This is a genomic window from Pseudomonas sp. RIT-PI-q, from assembly GCF_001297125.1.
Lineage (GTDB): Bacteria > Pseudomonadota > Gammaproteobacteria > Pseudomonadales > Pseudomonadaceae > Aquipseudomonas.
The window spans coordinates 231119-249989 of record NZ_LHPC01000044.1; the positions used below are offsets into that span (position 1 = coordinate 231119).

The 18871-nt window shown below is 59.5% G+C and carries 18 protein-coding genes; 9 read left to right on the forward strand and 9 right to left on the reverse strand.

Features of this window, described 5'->3' with window-relative positions; genetic code table 11:
* Nucleotides 1-21 precede the first annotated feature (21 nt).
* The 6 genes from AEQ67_RS24105 to metG all read right to left on the reverse strand — a co-directional run bounded on the left by AEQ67_RS24105 (nt 22) and on the right by metG (nt 6291).
* Entirely contained in the window at nt 22-609 is a 588-nt protein-coding gene (locus AEQ67_RS24105) for an Rnf-Nqr domain containing protein (protein ID WP_059406298.1), read from the reverse strand.
* On the reverse strand, nt 606-1214 hold the full coding sequence (locus tag AEQ67_RS24110; protein WP_059406299.1) for an RnfABCDGE type electron transport complex subunit G: 609 nt from the start codon (nt 1212-1214) through the stop codon (nt 606-608). The genes AEQ67_RS24105 and AEQ67_RS24110 overlap by 4 nt, the downstream gene beginning before the upstream one ends.
* Nucleotides 1211-2203: an RnfABCDGE type electron transport complex subunit D gene (locus AEQ67_RS24115; protein ID WP_059406300.1), complete on the reverse strand. Its 993-nt coding sequence runs from the start codon at nt 2201-2203 to the stop codon at nt 1211-1213. The genes AEQ67_RS24110 and AEQ67_RS24115 overlap by 4 nt, the downstream gene beginning before the upstream one ends.
* Nucleotides 2190-3404 carry an electron transport complex subunit RsxB gene (gene rsxB / locus AEQ67_RS24120; RefSeq protein WP_059406301.1) on the reverse strand — a complete coding sequence of 405 codons (1215 nt, stop codon included), beginning with the start codon at nt 3402-3404 and terminating at the stop codon, nt 2190-2192. The genes AEQ67_RS24115 and rsxB overlap by 14 nt, the downstream gene beginning before the upstream one ends.
* Nucleotides 3401-3970, reverse strand: a complete 570-nt coding sequence (locus AEQ67_RS24125; RefSeq protein ID WP_059406302.1) for an electron transport complex protein RnfA — start codon at nt 3968-3970, stop codon at nt 3401-3403. The genes rsxB and AEQ67_RS24125 overlap by 4 nt, the downstream gene beginning before the upstream one ends.
* Nucleotides 3971-4239: 269 nt before the next feature.
* Nucleotides 4240-6291, reverse strand: a complete 2052-nt coding sequence (gene metG, locus AEQ67_RS24130) for a methionine--tRNA ligase (RefSeq protein WP_059406303.1) — start codon at nt 6289-6291, stop codon at nt 4240-4242.
* Between the two features lie 220 nt (nt 6292-6511).
* Here metG and apbC point away from each other — a divergent pair, with 220 nt between their 5' ends.
* Nucleotides 6512-7606, forward strand: a complete 1095-nt coding sequence (apbC, locus tag AEQ67_RS24135) for an iron-sulfur cluster carrier protein ApbC (protein ID WP_059406304.1) — start codon at nt 6512-6514, stop codon at nt 7604-7606.
* 136 nt (nt 7607-7742) lie between these two features.
* Here the strand turns inward: apbC and AEQ67_RS24140 are convergent, their stop codons facing one another.
* Entirely contained in the window at nt 7743-8501 is a 759-nt protein-coding gene (locus AEQ67_RS24140; protein ID WP_059406305.1) for an SDR family oxidoreductase, read from the reverse strand.
* A 165-nt stretch (nt 8502-8666) separates the two neighbouring features.
* Between AEQ67_RS24140 and AEQ67_RS24145 the strand changes: the two genes are divergently transcribed.
* The 4 genes from AEQ67_RS24145 to groL all read left to right on the forward strand — a co-directional run bounded on the left by AEQ67_RS24145 (nt 8667) and on the right by groL (nt 12174).
* Entirely contained in the window at nt 8667-9398 is a 732-nt protein-coding gene (locus AEQ67_RS24145; RefSeq protein WP_059406306.1) for a HugZ family pyridoxamine 5'-phosphate oxidase, read from the forward strand.
* 66 nt (nt 9399-9464) lie between these two features.
* Nucleotides 9465-9941 carry an FxsA family protein gene (locus tag AEQ67_RS24150; protein ID WP_059406307.1) on the forward strand — a complete coding sequence of 159 codons (477 nt, stop codon included), beginning with the start codon at nt 9465-9467 and terminating at the stop codon, nt 9939-9941.
* Nucleotides 9942-10187: 246 nt separating this feature from the next.
* Complete coding sequence (locus AEQ67_RS24155) at nt 10188-10481, forward strand: co-chaperone GroES (protein WP_007948593.1); 294 nt, start codon at nt 10188-10190, stop codon at nt 10479-10481.
* A 49-nt stretch (nt 10482-10530) separates the two neighbouring features.
* Nucleotides 10531-12174 (forward strand): chaperonin GroEL, encoded by a 1644-nt coding sequence (gene groL, locus AEQ67_RS24160; RefSeq protein WP_008155543.1) that lies wholly within the window; start codon nt 10531-10533, stop codon nt 12172-12174.
* Nucleotides 12175-12344: 170 nt separating this feature from the next.
* On the opposite strand, the gene AEQ67_RS24165 is transcribed toward groL, so the two are convergent.
* Both AEQ67_RS24165 and AEQ67_RS24170 read right to left on the reverse strand, forming a co-directional pair.
* Entirely contained in the window at nt 12345-13088 is a 744-nt protein-coding gene (locus AEQ67_RS24165; protein WP_059406308.1) for a phosphatase PAP2 family protein, read from the reverse strand.
* A gap of 54 nt (nt 13089-13142) precedes the next feature.
* Complete coding sequence (locus tag AEQ67_RS24170) at nt 13143-15092, reverse strand: LTA synthase family protein (RefSeq protein WP_059406309.1); 1950 nt, start codon at nt 15090-15092, stop codon at nt 13143-13145.
* A 205-nt stretch (nt 15093-15297) separates the two neighbouring features.
* Between AEQ67_RS24170 and colR the strand changes: the two genes are divergently transcribed.
* From colR to AEQ67_RS24190, 4 genes are all read left to right on the forward strand, one after another.
* The gene (gene colR / locus AEQ67_RS24175) at nt 15298-15981 is read left to right on the forward strand and encodes a two-component system response regulator ColR (protein ID WP_008155536.1); all 684 of its coding nucleotides are present in this window, start codon (nt 15298-15300) and stop codon (nt 15979-15981) included.
* Complete coding sequence (locus tag AEQ67_RS24180; RefSeq protein ID WP_059406310.1) at nt 15971-17251, forward strand: sensor histidine kinase; 1281 nt, start codon at nt 15971-15973, stop codon at nt 17249-17251. Before colR ends, AEQ67_RS24180 begins: the two co-directional genes overlap by 11 nt.
* Before the next feature lie 232 nt (nt 17252-17483).
* Nucleotides 17484-18152 (forward strand): class I SAM-dependent methyltransferase, encoded by a 669-nt coding sequence (locus AEQ67_RS24185; RefSeq protein WP_059406311.1) that lies wholly within the window; start codon nt 17484-17486, stop codon nt 18150-18152.
* Nucleotides 18153-18156: 4 nt separating this feature from the next.
* Nucleotides 18157-18870 carry a lipopolysaccharide kinase InaA family protein gene (locus tag AEQ67_RS24190; protein WP_059406312.1) on the forward strand — a complete coding sequence of 238 codons (714 nt, stop codon included), beginning with the start codon at nt 18157-18159 and terminating at the stop codon, nt 18868-18870.
* Nucleotide 18871 lies beyond the last annotated feature (1 nt).

The following is an 18871-nucleotide window of genomic DNA, read 5'->3' on the forward strand; positions in this document are numbered from 1 at the left end:
AGTGCGTTTCCTCGAAAACAGTCAGTGTGAGGGCGTTGGGCGGGGCCAGGCCTGCCACGCGGCGATCAGCAGTCCCAGCAGAATGAATCCACCAGGGGCCAGGGTGGCCAGGCGCAAGCCACCGTCGGCGGTGAGTACCCAGCCTTGCCAGTCCGTTTGCGTAGCGCCAGTCAGCCACGACAGATGGCTGCCGATTGTCCCACCACCGATCAGCTCGCGCAGCAGGCCCAGGCCTACCATCAACGCGCCGAACAGCGCAGATAGGCGCAGGCGATCACGCCACGCATCCTGGAAAAAACCGCTGTGCTGCAGCACGACGCATTGCAAGGCGATCAATCCCGCGTAGAACCCCAAATGCTGGTGCCATGGCAACGACCAGACTTGCGCCGCGAGCTCGACGCAGCTGGTCAGCGTGGCCGCCAGCAGCACGCCGGCAAGCAAGTGTGTGCTCGGCACAAGTCGCGATCGCAAGACCGCCATACTCACACCAAAGGCACTGATCACCACGATGAACATCAGCCACAAGCCCAGCGCCATCACCAACGAGTCGGTCGCTCCGATCAGCGGGGCCAGCATCAACGAGTTCTGCAGCGTCGACGATTTTGTCATGGGGGGCTACTCCCGATCAGCTGTTGCCGGTGTTCATCGAAGTAGCGCAACGCATCATGGATGGCGTTGATCACCGCTCTTGAAGTGATGGTTGCGCCCGCGATCTGATCGAATTGTCCCTGATCTTTTTTCAAGGCCCAGCCATTATCGGCAGGTTCGGTTCGGGACTTGCCGGCGAAAACCTGAAGCCAGGTATTCGGCCAGTCGGCGATCCGCGCGCCCAGCCCTGGAGTTTCCGATTGCTTGAGGGTTTTGACGCCGAGCAATTTGCCATTGGCATCGATGGCGATCAGCAAATCGATGGCGCCGGCGTAGCCCAGGGTCTGGCTGCGCAGTAACACGGCGCTGGGTTGGCCAGCCTTGGTCGCACGGTAACCACCCAGCAGCGTGCTGTTGGCCAAGGCACTGTTTTCCAGTGTGAGCGGTTGTTCCAGTGGCTGATTGTCGTAGCTGTCAGTGGGTAGCAGGTCCAGCAGGTTGCGGCTATCGATCTGCCGTTGTTCGGCGGCAATCCGTGGCGCGCTGGCGTGTTGCACGAGGTAAGTCGCGCCGAGTCCGACGCCGGCCAGTATCACCAGGATCACAACGCTCGACGCTCGGCTCATGGCGCAACCCGCTCCTGCCTGGACACGATGAACCGCTCCAGTGCTGGCACGCAGAGGTTCATCAGCAATACCGCAAATGCCACGCCGTCCGGATAACCACCCCACGTCCGAATCAGATAGGTCAGCAGGCCCACGCCCGCGCCGAACAGCAGTCGCGCACCCGGGCTTTTGGCGCCGGACACCGGCTCGGTGATGATGAAGAAGGCGCCGAGCATGCTCGCGCCGGTGAGCAGATGAAACAGCGGCGAGCCATGGGAGTCGGAGCCCGAACCGTTCCAGCACAACAGGCTGATGATGAACAAACTGGCAAGCATGCCGACCGGCGCATGCCAGCTGAACACCCGCCGTTGCAGGAGAAACGCGCCACCGGCCAGAAAGGCCAGGTTGACCCATTCCACGCCACGGCCGCCGAAGTGGCCGAACGCCGGGTTGCCGGCGAAGAGTTCGTCCATCGTCAGGCTTTTGTTGATCCGCAGGCTGTCCAGCGCCGTGGCCTGAACCCAGGCATCCGGCGTCTGCTTGAGACTGAAACCGAAGACCTGCTGCAAACCGCCGAGCAGGTCCATGCCGTGAGACGACGGCCAGTGGGTCATCTGCTGGGGAAAGGTCACCAGCACCAGAGCGAAACCGAGCATTGCAGGATTGAACGGGTTCTTGCCTACGCCGCCGTACAGGTGCTTGCCGAACACCATCGCGAAAGCCGCAGCACACACCGTCAGCCACCACGGGCAATAAGGCGGCAAGGCCAGTGCCAACAGCGTCGCACTGACCAGCGCGCTGCCATCGCTCAAGGTTGGCTTCAACGCTCGCTTGCGCAGTTGCAACACACCCGCTTCAACAGCCAGCGCGGTCACACCCGCCAGCATCAGGTTGATCAGCACCCCCCAACCATACAACCAGAACAACACCAGCATCCCCGGCACAGTGGCCAGCAACACCAGCTTCATGGCCTGCTGAAGGCGCTCGTCGACCGATTCAAGGGGCGACATAGGCATCCACCTGACGCTCGGCTTCCAACAGACGGGCGCGAGCCTTGTCGATCAATTCGGCGGGAGTATCGGCGCGCCGCTCGAGTTTGCTGACGTCGGCGCGGGCGTAGGCCAATTCGGTTTTCAGCTGTCGAAGCTGGTTGTCGATGGGGCGCTTTTCGACGCGCACCAGGTCAGGCAAGGGTTGCTCGCTGGCCGCTTCAGCCGCATGCAGGGCGTGCTCGGCGTCGCGGAGCGCGCGCTCCAGGGTTTCGATTTGCTCGGCGGGTGCCTCGCTGGTTTGAGCTTTCTTGAGTTCGGCGCGGCGCATGGCCAACTGGATCTTCGCCCGTTTCAGCTCGGCATCCTTCGCCGGAGCGCTGGGCGCCGGTGCTGGTGGTGCGCTGCTTTCCAATTGCGCCAACGCTTGCTCGGCGGCTTCGAACTGCTGTTGCAGGACGATCAATTGCGACTGCTGCTCGAAGGTCGGCGGATGCCCGAATGCCTTGAGCGATTTGTTCAGTTGTGCCCGGCTCATGGCCACATCGATCTTGGCTTTCTTCAATGCCGCATCGGCATTTGCTGCTTTTTGTGCGCGAACGCGCTCAAGGGCGGCCTGTACCGGGTCGAGCGTGACTTCACTGGGCTGCGGCGTTGCGCGATGTGCTCGAGCCTGGCGTTCGGCAACTTTCTGCTGTTCTTCACGCTGCAAACGGGCGTTGCGCTGTTCGAAACGGCGGCGTGCATGATTGCGCTTGGCGGCGCGAGCCCGTTGCTCCTCAACGCTGAACGCCAGGCCACCGACAACCGGCAGCACCGTGGCCAGTGGCAACGGGCGCATCTCGATGCAATCCACCGGGCAGGGCGCCACGCAGAGGTCGCAGCCGGTGCATTCATCGATGATCACCGTGTGCATCAATTTCGCCGCGCCGACGATGGCGTCCACGGGGCACGCCTGAATGCACTTGGTGCAACCGATGCATTCGGCTTCACGGATGTAGGCGATCTGCGCCGGGGCCGAACCGCGAGTGACGTCCAGTTCCAGCACCGGCACTTTCAGCAGTTCGGCGAGGGCGGCGATGGTTTCACTGCCGCCGGGCGGGCACTTGTTGATCGGCTCGCCGCTGGCAATGCCTTCGGCGTACGGTTTGCATCCGGGGTGGCCGCACTTGCCGCATTGGGTCTGCGGCAGGAGGGCGTCGATGCGTTGAATCAGACTCATGTTTTGATCAGTCCACTGAATCCGAGAAAAACCACTGCGATCAGTCCGGCGCCGATCAGGTCGATTGGCAGGCCACGGAAGGGCAGGGGAACATCGTTATCGATGGTGCGCTGGCGCAAGTCGCTGAACAGACTCAGCACCAGCCAAAAACCTAACCCGGCGCCGAGACTCAGGGCTGTGGCATGAAACAAACCTTGGTCGTCCTGGGCGGTGATCAGCGCCAACCCAAGCACGCCAGCGTTGCCCAGCAGCAGAGGCCAGAGGCGATCGAACGGCAGCTTCGGCAATGCCTGTGAAAGCAGCTTCAGCAACGGGCCGATCAACAGAACGCTCAAGGGCAAAAACACAAAGAGGCGTAGCGAAGTCAGCTCCAGCGGAACCAGCAGCCAATGGTAGAGCGAGTAGCCCAGCACGCCGACGACCAGCATCAGGCACGTCGTCGCAATCCCCAATGCGTGGACCTTGTCGCGCTCGGCCCCCAGCAGAGGATCGACGCCCAGCGGCCAGTGCAACACGAGATTGTTGATCAGGGCAGTGCTGATAAGCGTGAGAAGCAGTTCGGTCATGATCTGGTTACCTGAGCGTCCGTATCCACACATCGTTGGGCTGATGATTACCCTTTGGGAGCTGTGTAGGAGCTGTCGAGAGAAACGAGGCTGCGATCTTTTGATCTTGCTCTTAAAAAACAACGTCAAAAGATCGCAGCCTCGTTTCTCTCGACAGCTCCTACACAGCTCCTACAAGGTGAGGCCGGACTTGATAGATAGTATGGGCCAGACATGAAAATCCCACAGTCATGCCAGGCACGACTGTGGGATCGTTTTAACGCAGAAACTTACTTGATGCGCTGACCTGGCTTGGCGCCGCTGTCAGGGCTGAGCAGGTAGATTTCTTCGCCGCCAGGGCCCGCCGCCATCACCATGCCTTCGGAGATGCCGAACTTCATTTTCCGTGGCTTGAGGTTGGCGATCATCATGGTCAGGCGACCATCGAGCTTGGACGGATCCGGGTAAGCGCTCTTGATGCCGGAGAACACATTGCGTTGCTCGTCACCGATGTCCAGGGTCAGGCGCAGCAGCTTGTCGGCCCCTTCCACGTGTTCAGCCTTGACGATCAGCGCGACGCGCAAATCGATGGCCGCGAAGGCATCGAACTCGATTTCCGGCGACAGCGGATCCTTGGCCAGTTCGCCGTTGCCTTGAGCGGTGGCTTCGCCGGTGTCGGTCTGGCTGGCGGTCAGGTCTTCTTTCGAAGCGTCGGTCATGGCTTGCACTTTCACCGGGTCGATACGGGTCATCAACGGTTTGAACTCGTTCAGCTGATGATTGCTCAGCAGCGTGGCGTGATCATTCCAGGTCAGTGGCGCGACGTTGAGGAACGCCTCGGCATCAGCGGCCAGCAACGGCAGCACCGGCTTGAGGAAGATCACCAGTTGGCGGAACAGGTTGATGCCCAGGGCGCAGATGGCCTGGACTTCTTCCTGCTTGCCTTCCTGTTTGTTCAGCGACCACGGTGCCTTGTCGGCGATCCAGGCGTTGGCACGGTCGGCCAGGCCCATGATCTCGCGCATGGCACGGGCGAAGTCGCGAGCCTCGTAGGCCTCGGCGATGCTCGGCGCAGCAGCGAGGAACGCTTCGGTCAATTCCGGCGCGGCGTTGCCGGCCACCAGCACGCCAGCGTTGCCTTTATGAATGAAACCGGCGCAGCGGCTGGCGATGTTGACGACTTTACCGACCAGGTCCGAGTTGACCTTCTGCACGAAGTCTTCGAGGTTCAGGTCCAGGTCGTCGACGCCACGGCTCAGTTTGGCCGCGTAGTAATAACGCAGGTATTCCGGCGACAGGTGATCCAGGTAGGTCCGGGCCTTGATGAAGGTGCCACGGGACTTGGACATTTTCTGGCCGTTGACGGTCAGGTAGCCGTGGACGTTGATGCCGGTCGGTTTACGGAAACCGGCGCCTTCGAGCATGGCTGGCCAGAACAGTGCGTGGAAGTTGACGATGTCCTTGCCGATGAAGTGATACAGCTCGGCGGTGGAGTCTTTGTTCCAGAACGCGTCGAAATCCAGCTCCGGCGTGCGATCGCAGAGATTCTTGAAGCTGGCCATGTAGCCGATCGGCGCGTCCAGCCAGACGTAGAAATACTTGCCCGGCTCGTCGGGGATCTCGAAACCGAAGTACGGCGCATCACGGGAGATATCCCACTGTTGCAGGCCGGCATCCAGCCATTCGGCGATCTTGTTCGCGACGGCGTCTTGCAGGGTGCCGCTGCGGGTCCAGGCTTGCAGCATTTCCTGGAAGTCCGGCAGTTTGAAGAAGAAGTGCTGGGAATCCTTGAGCACCGGGGTGGCGCCAGAGATTGCCGACTTCGGATCCTTCAGGTCGGTCGGTGCGTAGGTCGCACCGCATTTTTCGCAGTTGTCACCGTACTGGTCTTCGGTGCCGCATTTCGGGCAAGTGCCCTTGATGAAGCGGTCGGCCAGGAACATTTTCTTTTCCGGGTCGAAGTACTGGGTGATCGAGCGTTGGGCGATGTGCCCGGCGTCGCGCAGCTTCAGGTAGATCTGGCTCGACAGCTCACGGTTTTCTTCGGCGTGAGTGGAGTGGAAGTTGTCGAAGTCGACCAGGAACTCGGCAAAGTCGGCGCTGTGTTCAGCCTGGACGTTGGCGATCAGTTGTTCCGGGGTGATGCCTTCCTTTTCCGCGCGCAGCATGATGGCCGAACCGTGGGCGTCGTCGGCGCAGACATAAATGCATTGATTGCCGCGGTGCTTCTGGAAGCGCACCCACATATCGGTCTGGATGTATTCCAGCATGTGGCCAAGATGGATCGAACCATTGGCATAGGGCAGGGCGCTGGTGACGAGGATCTTGCGTGGCTCGGACATGGGGCTCGGCTACTTGATGAAACGGAGGTCGGCCACTATAAAGCGCCCGAGTATATTTTTCACCCTGTGCACCTGTTTCATTGGATGAACCGCCAGAAAAGATCGCAGCCTTCGGCAGCTCCTACAGGGATTGCGGTGAACTTGTAGGAGCTGCCGAAGGCTGCGATCTTTTCAGGTACGATACCCGCCTGATTTTCCAGTCTTGCTATCGGAGTTGCCCATGAGCGCCGTCAATCGCGCAGCGGTGGAAGCCGTCCTTCGCCAATACACCGACCCTTATCTGAACCAGGACCCGGTCAGCGCCGGGTGCGTACGCGGCATCGACATCCAGGGCGATCGCGTCAGCGTCCAGCTCGAGCTCGGCTATGCCGCCGGTCTGTTCAAGAGCGGCTGGGCGCAGATGCTGGAAATGGCCATTCAGGGCCTGGACGGCGTGACCAGCGCCCGCGTCGACATCACCAGCGTGATTGCCGCGCACAAGGCTCAGGCGCAGATTCCGGGCCTGGCCAACGTCAAGAACGTGGTGGCCGTGGCCTCCGGCAAGGGCGGTGTGGGCAAATCCACCACGGCTGCCAACCTCGCGCTGGCCCTGGCCCGCGAAGGCGCCAAAGTGGGGATTCTCGACGCGGACATCTACGGTCCGAGCCAAGGCATCATGTTCGGCATCCCGGAAGGCACCCGACCGAAGGTCAAGGATCAGAAATGGTTCGTGCCGATCGAATCCCATGGCGTCGAAGTGATGTCCATGGCGTTCCTCACCGATGACAACACGCCGATGGTCTGGCGCGGGCCGATGGTCTCCGGTGCCCTGTTGCAACTGGTGACGCAGACTGCCTGGGGCGACCTCGATTACCTGGTCATCGACATGCCGCCAGGCACCGGTGACATCCAGCTGACCCTGGCGCAGAAAGTCCCGGTGGCCGGTGCGGTGATCGTGACCACGCCACAGGATCTGGCGCTGCTGGACGCACGCAAAGGCGTGGAGATGTTCCGCAAGGTCAACATCCCGGTGCTGGGCGTGGTGGAAAACATGGCCGTGCACATCTGCTCCAACTGCGGGCATGCCGAGCATCTGTTTGGCGAGGGGGGCGGGGTGAAACTGGCCAACCAGTACGGCGTCGAATTGCTGGCTTCGTTACCGCTGGCGATGGCTATTCGCGAGCAGGCCGATGGTGGCAAGCCAACGGTGATCGCTGAGCCGGACAGCCCGATTGCGCTGGTTTACCAGGAACTGGCCCGCCATGTGGGCGCGCGGATTGTGTTGCAGGAAGCGGCATCGCCGGCGATGCCGAACATCACCATCAGCGACGATTGATGGCCTGAAACACATATTCTGTAGGAGCGAGCTTGCTCGCGATGAACGTCAATGATGGCGCGTGTTGTCTGGAAAAATGCGCCGCCTTCTCGTTCATCGCGAGCGAGCTCGCTCCTACAGGTCGTCCTGCGTTGCTTTAGATCCGCAACCCGCCATCCATTTCCAGGATCCGGCCGGTGTAGTAGTCGTTCTCGAAAATATAGGCCGCCGAATGGGCGATCTCTTCCGGCTTGCCCATGCGCTTGAGCGGGATCCCGGACGTCATTTTCTCCAGCGCTTCAGGCTTCATGCCCAAGGTCATTTCGGTTTCGATGAAGCCCGGAGCAATACCCGCCACACGAATACCGTAACGCGCCAGTTCCTTGGCCCAGGTCACGGTCGCTGCTGCCACACCGGCCTTGGCGGCGGAGTAGTTGGTCTGGCCAACGTTGCCGGCGCGGGAAATCGACGAGATATTGATGATCGCGCCGCTGTTGTTCAGCTCGATCATTTTCGCCGCGACTTCGCGGGTGCACAGGAACACGCCGGTCAGGTTGACGTCGATGACCGCCTGCCACTGGGCCAGGCTCATCTTGGTCATTTCGCCATCCTTGACCTTGATCAACAGCCCGTCGCGCAGGATCCCGGCATTGTTGATCAGGCCATGAATCGCACCAAAATCTTCGGCCACCTGGGCGACCATGTGCGTCACTTGTTCTTCATTGGCGACGTTGCAGAGATAGGCGCGGGCCTCGACGCCCTTGGCTTTGCAAGCCGCGACGGTGTCGTCGAGTTTTTCCTGGTTCAGGTCCACCAGCGCCAGCTTCGCGCCCTTGCCCGCGAAATACTCGGCCATGGATCGGCCTAAACCCTGGCAACCGCCAGTGATAATGATTACTTTGTCAGTGAGTTGCATTCGCATGCCCCAATAGCAGGTCAGAGTGGTTTCCTTCTAGAGGGCCTCTCGATCTGCACCTGATGTGGCCTGGTTGCACATGAGAACTGCCCCGATGGCGTCACTGGAACTTATCCCCAGGCGCCTGTCCGTTTTTTTGACGGATTCTATATAAGGAGTCATAAATTGAGCGTTGAAGCGGCCAAGAATGCCCGAGAATTGCTTCTCAAGGAATACCGTGGAGTGCTTTCGACACACTCCAAGGCGATGCCCGGTTTCCCGTTTGGCTCCGTGGTTCCGTACTGCCTGGACGGGCAGGGCCGGCCGCTGATCCTGATCAGCCGCATCGCCCAGCACACGCACAACCTGCAAAAAGATCCGAAATGTTCACTGTTCGTCGGTGAGCGCGAGGCCGAAGACGTACAAGCCGTTGGTCGCCTGACCTACCTCGCCGAAGCGGAAAAACTCGAGGACGAGGTGGCCATCGAAGCAGCGGCCGAGCGTTACTACCGCTATTTCCCTGATTCCCAGAGTTACCACAAGGCCCACGATTTCGATTTCTGGGTGCTCAATCCGGTGCGTCACCGTTACATCGGCGGTTTCGGCGCGATTCACTGGGTCGATCACCTGACCTTGGCCAACCCGTTCGCCGGCAAGGCTGAGCTGAGCATGGTCGAGCACATGAACGCCGATCACGCCAAGGCCATTGCCCACTACGTCGATCTGGCCGGCCTGCCGAAAACCGAACCGGCGCAACTGGCCGGTATCGATACCGAAGGCATGCACCTGCGCATCGGTCAGGGCCTCTACTGGCTGCCGTTTCAAGCACCATGTAATACGCCGACACAAGTTCGCGAAGCCTTGGTTTTCCTGGCTCACGCCGAGCATTGGCCGAAAAATGAAGTGGCCGACGCTTGAAATCACGAAACGGCGACGTCATCTAGGGAAGACTGGCAAGGCATTCTTGCGTTGAGGAACCATTTGATGCGCCCTTTTTTGTTGCTCTTTGTACTGTTCCCGGTGTTGGAGCTGTTCGTATTCGTCAAGGTAAGCGGCGCGATCGGGTTTTTCCCGGCGCTGCTGCTGGTCATTCTCGGCTCGATGCTCGGCGTGTTCGTGCTGCGTATCGCCGGGCTGGCTACTGCGCTGCGTGCCCGTGAAAGCCTGAGCCGTGGCGAGCTGCCGGCGCAGACCATGCTTGAAGGTCTGATGCTGGCGCTGGCGGGTGGCCTGTTGATTCTGCCGGGCTTCGTCACTGACGTGCTCGGCTTGATCATGTTGCTGCCGATTTCTCGTCGCCTGCTGGCCAATAAAATGCGCCAGCGTGCCGAGGAACAGGCGATCCGTCAGCGGGCGTTCGCAGATGACCTTCAGCCCCGTGGCGGTCCCGCGCCACGTCAGCCGCTGGGCCGTGAGCCCGACGTGATCGAGGGCGAGTTCGAACACCGCGATAGCAAGTAATCCGCTGCACTGCACGGCACCTTCGGGTGTCGTGTTCGTTTTCGGGGCAGCAACGTAAAAAATTTCGATCCCCGCCCTTGTAATAAGCTTATGCGCCCTTATGTAACGGCCACCGCAAGGTTTCGGGCGACCAGGCCAGAAAGCCTTCCGCGTCTCGCTTGTCGAGGCCCCCCCGGCCCCGCCGGATTTGTTAACCCCGCCGGGAAAACACCGGCCGATGAAAACCACAATTAGGAGAGATCGACAATGAAGCTTCGTCCTCTGCATGACCGCGTCGTCGTCCGTCGCAGCGAAGAAGAAAAGAAAACCGCTGGCGGTATCGTCCTGCCAGGTTCGGCTGCTGAAAAGCCAAACCAGGGCGAAGTCCTCGCTGTAGGCCCGGGCAAAGTCCTGGACAACGGTGAAGTGCGTGCGCTGTCCGTGAAAGTGGGTGACAAGGTTGTGTTCGGCCCTTACTCCGGCAGCAACACTGTGAAAGTTGACGGCGAAGACCTGCTGGTCATCGGCGAGAGCGAAATCCTCGCTGTTGTCGAAGGCTGATTCCCCGCTCATTTTCCCGCTACTACAAAGTATTTAAGGAATATCGATCATGGCTGCTAAAGAAGTTAAATTCGGCGATTCCGCCCGCAAGAAAATGCTCGCCGGTGTCAACGTCCTGGCTGACGCAGTAAAAGCGACCCTGGGCCCTAAAGGCCGTAACGTGATCATCGAGAAGAGCTTCGGCGCTCCGACCATCACCAAGGACGGCGTTTCCGTTGCCAAAGAAATCGAGCTGAAAGATCGCTTCGAAAACATGGGCGCGCAGCTGGTCAAAGACGTTGCCTCCCGTGCCAACGATGACGCAGGCGACGGCACCACCACCGCTACCGTTCTGGCTCAATCGATCGTCAACGAAGGCCTGAAAGCCGTCGCTGCCGGCATGAACCCGATGGACCTGAAGCGCGGTATCGACAAAGCGACCATCGCTATCGTTAAAGAGCTGAAAGCCCTGTCCAAGCCTTGCGCTGACACCAAGGCAATCGCTCAGGTCGGCACCATCTCGGCCAACTCCGACAGCTCCATCGGCGACATCATTGCCGAAGCCATGGAAAAAGTCGGTAAAGAAGGCGTGATCACCGTTGAAGAAGGCTCGGGCCTGGAAAACGAACTGTCGGTTGTTGAAGGCATGCAGTTCGACCGTGGCTACCTGTCCCCGTACTTCGTCAACAAGCCAGAGACCATGACTGCCGAGCTGGACGGTCCGCTGATCCTGCTGGTCGACAAAAAGATCTCGAACATCCGCGAAATGCTGCCAGTCCTGGAAGCCGTTGCCAAAGCCGGTCGTCCACTGCTGATCGTGGCCGAAGACGTTGAAGGCGAAGCCCTGGCGACTCTGGTTGTGAACAACATGCGTGGCATCGTTAAAGTCGCAGCCGTCAAGGCTCCAGGCTTCGGCGACCGTCGCAAGGCCATGCTGCAGGACATCGCTGTTCTGACTGGCGGTACAGTCATCTCCGAAGAGATCGGTCTGAGCCTGGAAAGCACTACCCTGGAACACTTGGGTAATGCCAAGCGCGTGATCCTGTCCAAAGAAAACACCACCGTGATCGACGGTGCCGGCGTTGAGGCTGACATCCAGGCTCGCGTTCTGCAGATCCGTCAGCAAGTGGCCGACACTTCGTCCGACTACGACCGTGAAAAACTGCAAGAGCGCCTGGCCAAGCTGTCCGGCGGCGTTGCAGTGATCAAGGTTGGCGCTGGTTCCGAAGTTGAAATGAAAGAGAAGAAAGCTCGCGTTGAAGACGCCCTGCACGCTACCCGTGCAGCCGTTGAAGAAGGCGTAGTACCTGGCGGCGGCGTGGCACTGGTTCGCGCTCTGCAGGCTATCTCCGAGCTGAAAGGCGACAACGATGACCAGAACGTTGGTATCCAGTTGCTGCGTCGCGCTGTTGAAGCGCCACTGCGCCAGATCGTTGCCAACTCCGGCGACGAGCCAAGCGTAGTCGTCGACAAGGTCAAGCAGGGTTCGGGTAACTACGGTTACAACGCTGCTACCGGCGAATACGGCGACATGATCGAAATGGGTATCCTGGACCCGGCTAAAGTGACTCGTTCGGCTCTGCAAGCGGCTTCGTCGATTGCCAGCCTGATGATCACCACCGAAGCCATGATCGCTGAGATCAAGGAAGACGGTCCAGCTGGCGGCGGCATGCCAGACATGGGCGGTATGGGCGGTATGGGCGGCATGATGTAAGCCAGCCTTACCCCTGTATTAAAAAACCCCGCCTGCGAAAGCCGGCGGGGTTTTTTATTGCCTTCAATTGGGTCGGTCGGGAGACCGGGTCGCGGCCATCGCGGGCAAGCCCGCTCCCACAGGGTCTGTGCAAAACCTGTGGGAGCGGGCTTGCCCGCGATGGCGTCGGATCAGGCGTTGACCGGTTGTGCTTCGGACTCTCGTTCCGTCTTGGAAGCCGGGCGATACAGGATGTAGTAGTACGACCCCAGGCAAATCAGCCAGCAGAAAATCGCGGTCCACACGTTATGCGAAAAGAAGTGCGCCCCCTGCATCATCCGGCCCACGGAAAACACTGAGCCTAACGCGAAGGCAAAGACAAACGCCGAGCGCGCCAGACGCGGACGACGGTCACGCAGCACGAAGAACAACGCAAACAGGGTGAAGCCAGTCGCCGCATGGCCACCGGGCCAGCAACGCCCGGGTTTATCGGTGTGCGGGCGAGGGCTGAGCAGTTCGCTGTAGGTTTCGTGACCGCCGAATTGCTCAAGGCTCCACGGGCATTGCACCGCGGTCACCGCTTTGACTGGCGTGACAAAAGACGTCGCGAGTGCCAGGGACAGCACCAGGCAGCCCAGCTCCCGCTTGATCGGTTTGAGCCTGTCCATGAAAAAAGACGCGATGAAGCCGATGATGGCCAGCACCGAAAAAACGATGACTATTTGTTTGGCGCGGGTATGCAGGATGTTTTCCAGGAAGTAACTGTGCCTCCCGATGAAGTCCCCCGCGACCGGGTCATAAAATAGCCTGGCCAGGTCCATGTCCAGGGACGTCAATTCAAGCAGCACCAGAATGATCGCTGCAATGGCGGGAACGCCCAGGCACACCCACAAATTGAGCGGTCGGGAGGCGGGGCGAACAGCGGTTGATGACATGACGGATCCTGAACAATGGAAATAGCCCCGGGGCATCAGCCCGAGGCTATTCGATTAACGTTGACTGACTTGGTCGGTGCCCTCCATGGGCGCCCTCCAGCCAAGCAGCTGTTGTTTGAAGCCATAACTGGCCGTTTGGTAATAAGTAATTGCCCGGGTGATCAACGGATCACTGGCGGTGGCTCGGGACTCGCGACTTTCGGTCAGCGCTTCATCGTGCCGACGCAACCCCTGGCGCGGACTCAGGATCGCCAGATCCTTGCCGTCAAACAAGCCCAAATGCTGATAGTTGCCAACCACTACTCGCGCGGGCAGCGGATTGTCCTGCAGCAGGTTGCGACCGAAGAACGTCGATTGATAATCGAGGTTCAACAGGCCCAGCAACGTAGGCGCGAGATCAATCTGGCTGGCCAGTTGCGCGGTCTCACGGGCATCGATCAGCTTCGGCGCATAAATGAACAGCGGAATCTGATAATTGCTGATCGGCAAGTCCTCTCTACCGGCACTGCCTGCGGTGTGGTCGGCGACGAAGACGAAAATTGTATTGTCGAACCACGGCTTTTTACGCGCCTGATCGAGGAACTGGCCGATAGCGTAGTCAGTGTACTTCACCGCGCCATCGCGACCGTTACCGGATTTGATGTCGATCCGATTATCCGGGTAGGTGTAGGGACGATGGTTGGAGGTGGTCATCAGTTGCAGCAGAAACGGCTGTTGCTTCGCATAGTCGGCGTCGGCCAGCTTCAGGGTCTGCTTGTAGAGGTCTTCGTCGGCCATGCCCCAGGCATTTTTGAAGTGAATCTCTGACTCGTCGACGCTGCTCTGATCGACCACGCGGTAACCGTTACCGCTGAAGAAGGCATTCATGTTGTCGAAGTAACCGCGCCCGCCATAGACAAACACGCTGTCATAACCCACGGCAGCAAGTTGCTGGCCGAGGCTGGCAAAACCGCTTTCACGGCCTACGCGCTTGACGATCGAACGCCCCGGTGTGGGCGGGATCGCCAGGGTAATGGCTTCCAGGCCGCGATCGGTACGGGTGCCCGTGGCGTAGAAATTGTTGAAGTACAGGCTCTGCTTGCGCAGGGCGTCGAGGTTCGGTGTCAGGTTGCGCTCGTCACCGTTGCTGCCCATGTATTTGGCGCTGAAGCTTTCGATGGTCACCAACACGATATTGGGTTTTCGTACAACGCCGGGATTGTCGATCATCCGACGAATGTCTTGCGGGTCTTCGCCGATGAAACGGGCGTTGGGCTCGCTCAGCTCGGCGCGAATCTGCTGGGCAACGACCGCCGGTGGCAGGCTGCTATAGAACTGCGGGTAATCCAGCTCATTGTTGCGAAAGGCGGCGAAGAACTGATACGGGCCATTGCTTGCCAGTTCGTTTTGGTAAGCATTGCCACCCTGGGCACGAGGAGCGTCCTGGCTGAGCAGTTGCAGGCTCAGGCCGGTGACAAGCAACAGCGCCAACGCGTTCAGCAGTCGGCCACGAAGGGGGGGCAACGGTGCGTCCAGCGCCGCATTGAATGGTTTGCGCAAGGCGACACTCAGGGCGACGGCCAGCACGGCGAGCAGGCTCAGCAGGGTGCCGATCGGGTAGGACTCAAGCAGGTTGTTCAACACTTCGTCGGAATACACCAGGTAGTCGACGGCGATAAAGTTGAAGCGCACGCCGAACTCGTCCCAGAACAGCCATTCGGCCACCGCGGTGAACAGCATGGCGAACAGGCTGACAGTCAGCAGCCCCTGAAGGAACCAGCGATGACCACGGCGGCGCCACAGGGCAGGCGGGCAGAGCAACAGGTAAAGGCCCATCGGCAGCGCCGCGTAGGCAATAAAACCCAGGTCGTAGAGCAAGCCCGTAGCAAAAACCGACAGGAAACCGCTGCCGGCCTCATCCAGGTGAGTGAGTAGCAGCATCGTTCGGGTCAGGAAGAAAATAATCAGCCAGGTGCCAGTGACGAGCAGCAGAAAGCGCGTTGGCGCCGTCTTGAAAAAGTCCATTGTGTTTACATTCCTTGATATCAATTGCGCGAGAGTCTCGCCTGGGCACTGTAGTCAGGTTGTGAACCGATAGTGAAAAACTTGTTAACCCCTTCATTTGGTTGAGTGAATTGATTCTCTCATTTCCCGGCGCTAGCCCTGAGCCACACTTGGCCTTAAGCTGCGCGGGCCAAGACGGCTGTTACTGTGTACGGAGGAGAAACCCATGCGAATTCTTTTGGTTGAAGACAACCGCGATATCCTGGCCAATCTGGCTGATTACCTGGGGCTCAAAGGCTATACCGTGGATTGCGCACAGGACGGTTTGTCAGGACTGCACCTGGCGGCGACCGAGCATTACGACTTGATCGTGCTCGACATCATGCTGCCCGGCATCGACGGCTACACCCTGTGCAAACGTCTGCGCGAAGACGCTCGCCGTGACACGCCGGTGATCATGCTCACCGCTCGCGACCAGTTGGACGACCGGCTGCAAGGCTTCAAGTCCGGCGCCGATGATTACCTGATCAAACCGTTTGCCCTGTCTGAACTGGCCGCTCGTATCGAGGCCGTCATGCGCCGTACCCAGGGTGGCGGCCGCCGCACCTTGCAGGTCGGTGACTTGAACTACGACCTCGATACCCTGGAAGTCACCCGCGAAGGCCGTCTGCTGAAACTCAACCCGGTGGGCCTGAAGTTGCTGGCCGTGCTGATGCAGAAAAGTCCTCATGTACTGCGCCGGGAAATTCTCGAAGAGGCGTTGTGGGGCGATGACTGCCCGGACAGCGACAGCTTGCGCAGCCACGTCCATCAATTGCGCCAGGTGATCGACAAGCCGTTCGCCAAACCGTTGCTGCAAACTGTGCACGGTGTGGGTTATCGCTTGGCCGAGGGCCGTGATGGAGTTTAAACAGAGCCTTGCTCAACGGATCATCATTGCCTTTGCGCTGATGAGCGCTCTGGTTGCAGGTGCCTTCGCCATGGGCATTGTGGCGACCGTGCACCTGGTGGAAGAAAAGCTGATTTCGGCAGGTCTGGGCGGCGACCTTCAGCGTCTGTTGCTGATGGACAGTGTCTCGGACTGGAGCCATCGCCCTGAGCCAGACCAACTGTTCTATTTCAGCGGCGGGCCGGGCGATTTCCAGCTGCCCAAGGATTTGCGGCACCTGGAACCGGGGTTTCACGAAGTGTTTCGCGAACAGCTGTCGTACCACGCCATGGTCGAAGTCGTCGACGGCCGACGTTATGTGCTGTTACAGGATCAGAGCGATTTCGAGGAGCGCGAACGCGTGCTCTTTGCCGTGGTGCTGGTGGGCTTTGTGCTGAGCCTGGCGTTGGCGGTGTTTCTCGGCTGGGTACTGGCGCGCAAGGTGATGGCGCCGGTCGTACGATTGGCCCGTCAGGTACGTCATCGTGATCAACTGCTGGGACTGGCGCCACCCTTGGCACCGGATTACGCCGCCGATGAAGTGGGCGAGCTGGCGGTGGCCTTCGACGCGACCCTCGGGCGCTTGCGTCAGGCCTTGACCCGGGAGCGGTTGTTTACCAGTGATGTCAGCCACGAATTACGCACGCCGCTGATGGTGCTGGCCAGCTCCTGCGAGCTGTTGCTGGAAAATCCCGGCATCGATCAGCGTGGCCGTGCCCAGGTCGAACGCATTGCCCGTGCCTGTGAAGAGATGCGCGAGCTGGTGCAAACCTTCCTGATGCTGGCGCGCGCGCAACGTGAAGACGCCAGCATGTCGCCACAGCAGTCCTTGAGCCAGGTCGCCGACGGACTGCTCAATCTGTGGCGCGAGCCGATCGAGGCCAAGGGGCTGAAGCTGATCTTCGAGCCGGGCAATTCAGCAAGCACGTGCTACAACGCCACCCTTCTGCACGCGGTCATGGGCAACCTGTTGCGTAACGCGCTGCATTACACCGAACGCGGGTTCATCCGCTTGACCCTGACGGCCACGGGGTTCCTGGTCGAGGACAGTGGCGTGGGCATTCCCGAGGAAAAACGCGAGGCGATGTTCGAACCCTTCGTGCGTGGCAACGAGAAACGCGGCGAGGGCCTGGGGCTGGGCCTCTCGCTGGTACAGCGGATCTGCGAAAACCAGGGCTGGAACGTCAGCCTGACGAACATGGAGCCCAATGGCTGCCGTTTTCAGGTTGAGTTGAGTCAGGGCGACATTTGATCAAATGCAAAGATCGCAGCCTCCGGCAGCTCCTACAGGGTGTACCCCATTCAATGTAGGAGCTGCCGGAGGCTGCGATCTTTTGGTAGTGGCCCCGAGCTATCGTCCGACTCATGTAAAACCTCGAAATAATTCCGGGTTTTACATGACAATTTTTTCACAAAGGTATGACCAGACGCTGACATGGCGCTACCTATCGTGGGTGCCATCAGAAGCTCAGGAGACCTAAAAGATGGACGGCCCGATCAAACTTGATTTTTCCGAAAAGTACGACGATCAACACGCTCAACGATACCTGCGCAAGCACAAGGATGGCCTTGGTCGCCGCCTGTCTCACTGGCGTGACGAACAACTGGCGCGTAAGGCGCTGGCACTCGTTGGTGAACCGGGGCTGGTCCTCGATTTACCGTGTGGCGCGGGGCGATTCTGGCCATTGCTGGCAGAAAAAACCAACCGTGCAATTATCGGGGCCGACAACTCCGAGTCCATGCTGAAGATTGCCATGCAGGCGCAACCCGCCGATGTGGTGAAACGGGTACAACCCTTGCACACTTCTGCATTCGACATCGCCTTGCCCGATAACGCCGTCGATAGCATTTTCTGCATGCGTTTGCTCCATCACATTGGTGAAGCCGAGCATCGACTGGCCATTTTGCGTGAATTCGAGCGTGTCTCGCGTGACAGCGTGATCCTTTCCTTATGGGTGGATGGCAACTTCAAAGCGTGGAAACGCAAACGCGCCGAGAAAACCCGTGGGCAGGAAGGTTACCAAAACCGATTTGTGTTACCGGCTGCTACGGTAGAAAAGGAGTTCGAGCAGGCGGGTTTCCGTATCCAGGAACAACTGGATTTTTTACCGCTCTATGCCATGTGGCGAGTTTACGTATTACGCAAGAGGTAACAGGATGGCAGTGCAATGTGCAGCAGAAAAGGACGTCGCTCCCCAGGACCGCTTCGACTATTTCTGGAATCTGCGTGGTGAATGGGTTGAAGAACCCAATGTTCGTCGCGGAGGAGAAAGTGGCGTGCAGCGCGTTTTCGGCAGCGACGGCCAGCTGCTCTACACCAAGCGTCAGACCGGGCATATTTATCGCAGCTGGTTACACCCGTTCGGTCGGCCAACGGTATTGCGCGAGCGCGATGCGCTCATCGGCTTGCGCCTGATCGACGTCCGTGTTCCGGAAATGATTTTCTGCGGCGCACAGCGCGATCCTGTGCACAAATGGCGTGCGTTGCTGGTGACCAAATCCCTGGATGGCTTCGAGGAGATCGAACACTGGTATGCGGGCGGAGGTCGTGAGCGCCACGGTGAAGCGGTACACGATCGTGTATTGAAGGACCTGGCCGAGAACCTGGCCCGTATGCACAAGGGTCGTTGGCAGCACAGCTGCATCTACATCAAGCACGTATTCGTGCGTGTCACAGGCGAAGGCGATGCGGCAAAAGTCGAAGTGGCCTTGATCGATCTGGAGAAGTGTCGGCAGCGGTTGACCGCCCGTCGTGCGGCTTCCCATGACATGAAGCAACTGCGTCGCCACTCGTCGTTCAGCACCACGGACTGGAAGAAACTCGTCTATTTTTATGAGACGGCGTTTGGCAGCGCTATCAAAGGTTTATAGC

Bases quoted from the DNA above. Each gene is read 5' to 3' on its own strand.
- AEQ67_RS24105 (WP_059406298.1), bottom strand. From the start codon at position 609: ATGACAAAATCGTCGACGCTGCAGAACTCGTTGATGCTGGCCCCGCTG.
- AEQ67_RS24110 (WP_059406299.1), bottom strand. From the start codon at position 1,214: ATGAGCCGAGCGTCGAGCGTTGTGATCCTGGTGATACTGGCCGGCGTC.
- AEQ67_RS24115 (WP_059406300.1), bottom strand. From the start codon at position 2,203: ATGTCGCCCCTTGAATCGGTCGACGAGCGCCTTCAGCAGGCCATGAAG.
- rsxB (WP_059406301.1), bottom strand. From the start codon at position 3,404: ATGAGTCTGATTCAACGCATCGACGCCCTCCTGCCGCAGACCCAATGC.
- AEQ67_RS24125 (WP_059406302.1), bottom strand. From the start codon at position 3,970: ATGACCGAACTGCTTCTCACGCTTATCAGCACTGCCCTGATCAACAAT.
- metG (WP_059406303.1), bottom strand. From the start codon at position 6,291: ATGTCCGAGCCACGCAAGATCCTCGTCACCAGCGCCCTGCCCTATGCC.
- apbC (WP_059406304.1), top strand. From the start codon at position 6,512: ATGAGCGCCGTCAATCGCGCAGCGGTGGAAGCCGTCCTTCGCCAATAC.
- AEQ67_RS24140 (WP_059406305.1), bottom strand. From the start codon at position 8,501: ATGCAACTCACTGACAAAGTAATCATTATCACTGGCGGTTGCCAGGGT.
- AEQ67_RS24150 (WP_059406307.1), top strand. From the start codon at position 9,465: ATGCGCCCTTTTTTGTTGCTCTTTGTACTGTTCCCGGTGTTGGAGCTG.
- AEQ67_RS24155 (WP_007948593.1), top strand. From the start codon at position 10,188: ATGAAGCTTCGTCCTCTGCATGACCGCGTCGTCGTCCGTCGCAGCGAA.
- groL (WP_008155543.1), top strand. From the start codon at position 10,531: ATGGCTGCTAAAGAAGTTAAATTCGGCGATTCCGCCCGCAAGAAAATG.
- AEQ67_RS24165 (WP_059406308.1), bottom strand. From the start codon at position 13,088: ATGTCATCAACCGCTGTTCGCCCCGCCTCCCGACCGCTCAATTTGTGG.
- AEQ67_RS24170 (WP_059406309.1), bottom strand. From the start codon at position 15,092: ATGGACTTTTTCAAGACGGCGCCAACGCGCTTTCTGCTGCTCGTCACT.
- colR (WP_008155536.1), top strand. From the start codon at position 15,298: ATGCGAATTCTTTTGGTTGAAGACAACCGCGATATCCTGGCCAATCTG.
- AEQ67_RS24180 (WP_059406310.1), top strand. From the start codon at position 15,971: ATGGAGTTTAAACAGAGCCTTGCTCAACGGATCATCATTGCCTTTGCG.
- AEQ67_RS24185 (WP_059406311.1), top strand. From the start codon at position 17,484: ATGGACGGCCCGATCAAACTTGATTTTTCCGAAAAGTACGACGATCAA.
- AEQ67_RS24190 (WP_059406312.1), top strand. From the start codon at position 18,157: ATGGCAGTGCAATGTGCAGCAGAAAAGGACGTCGCTCCCCAGGACCGC.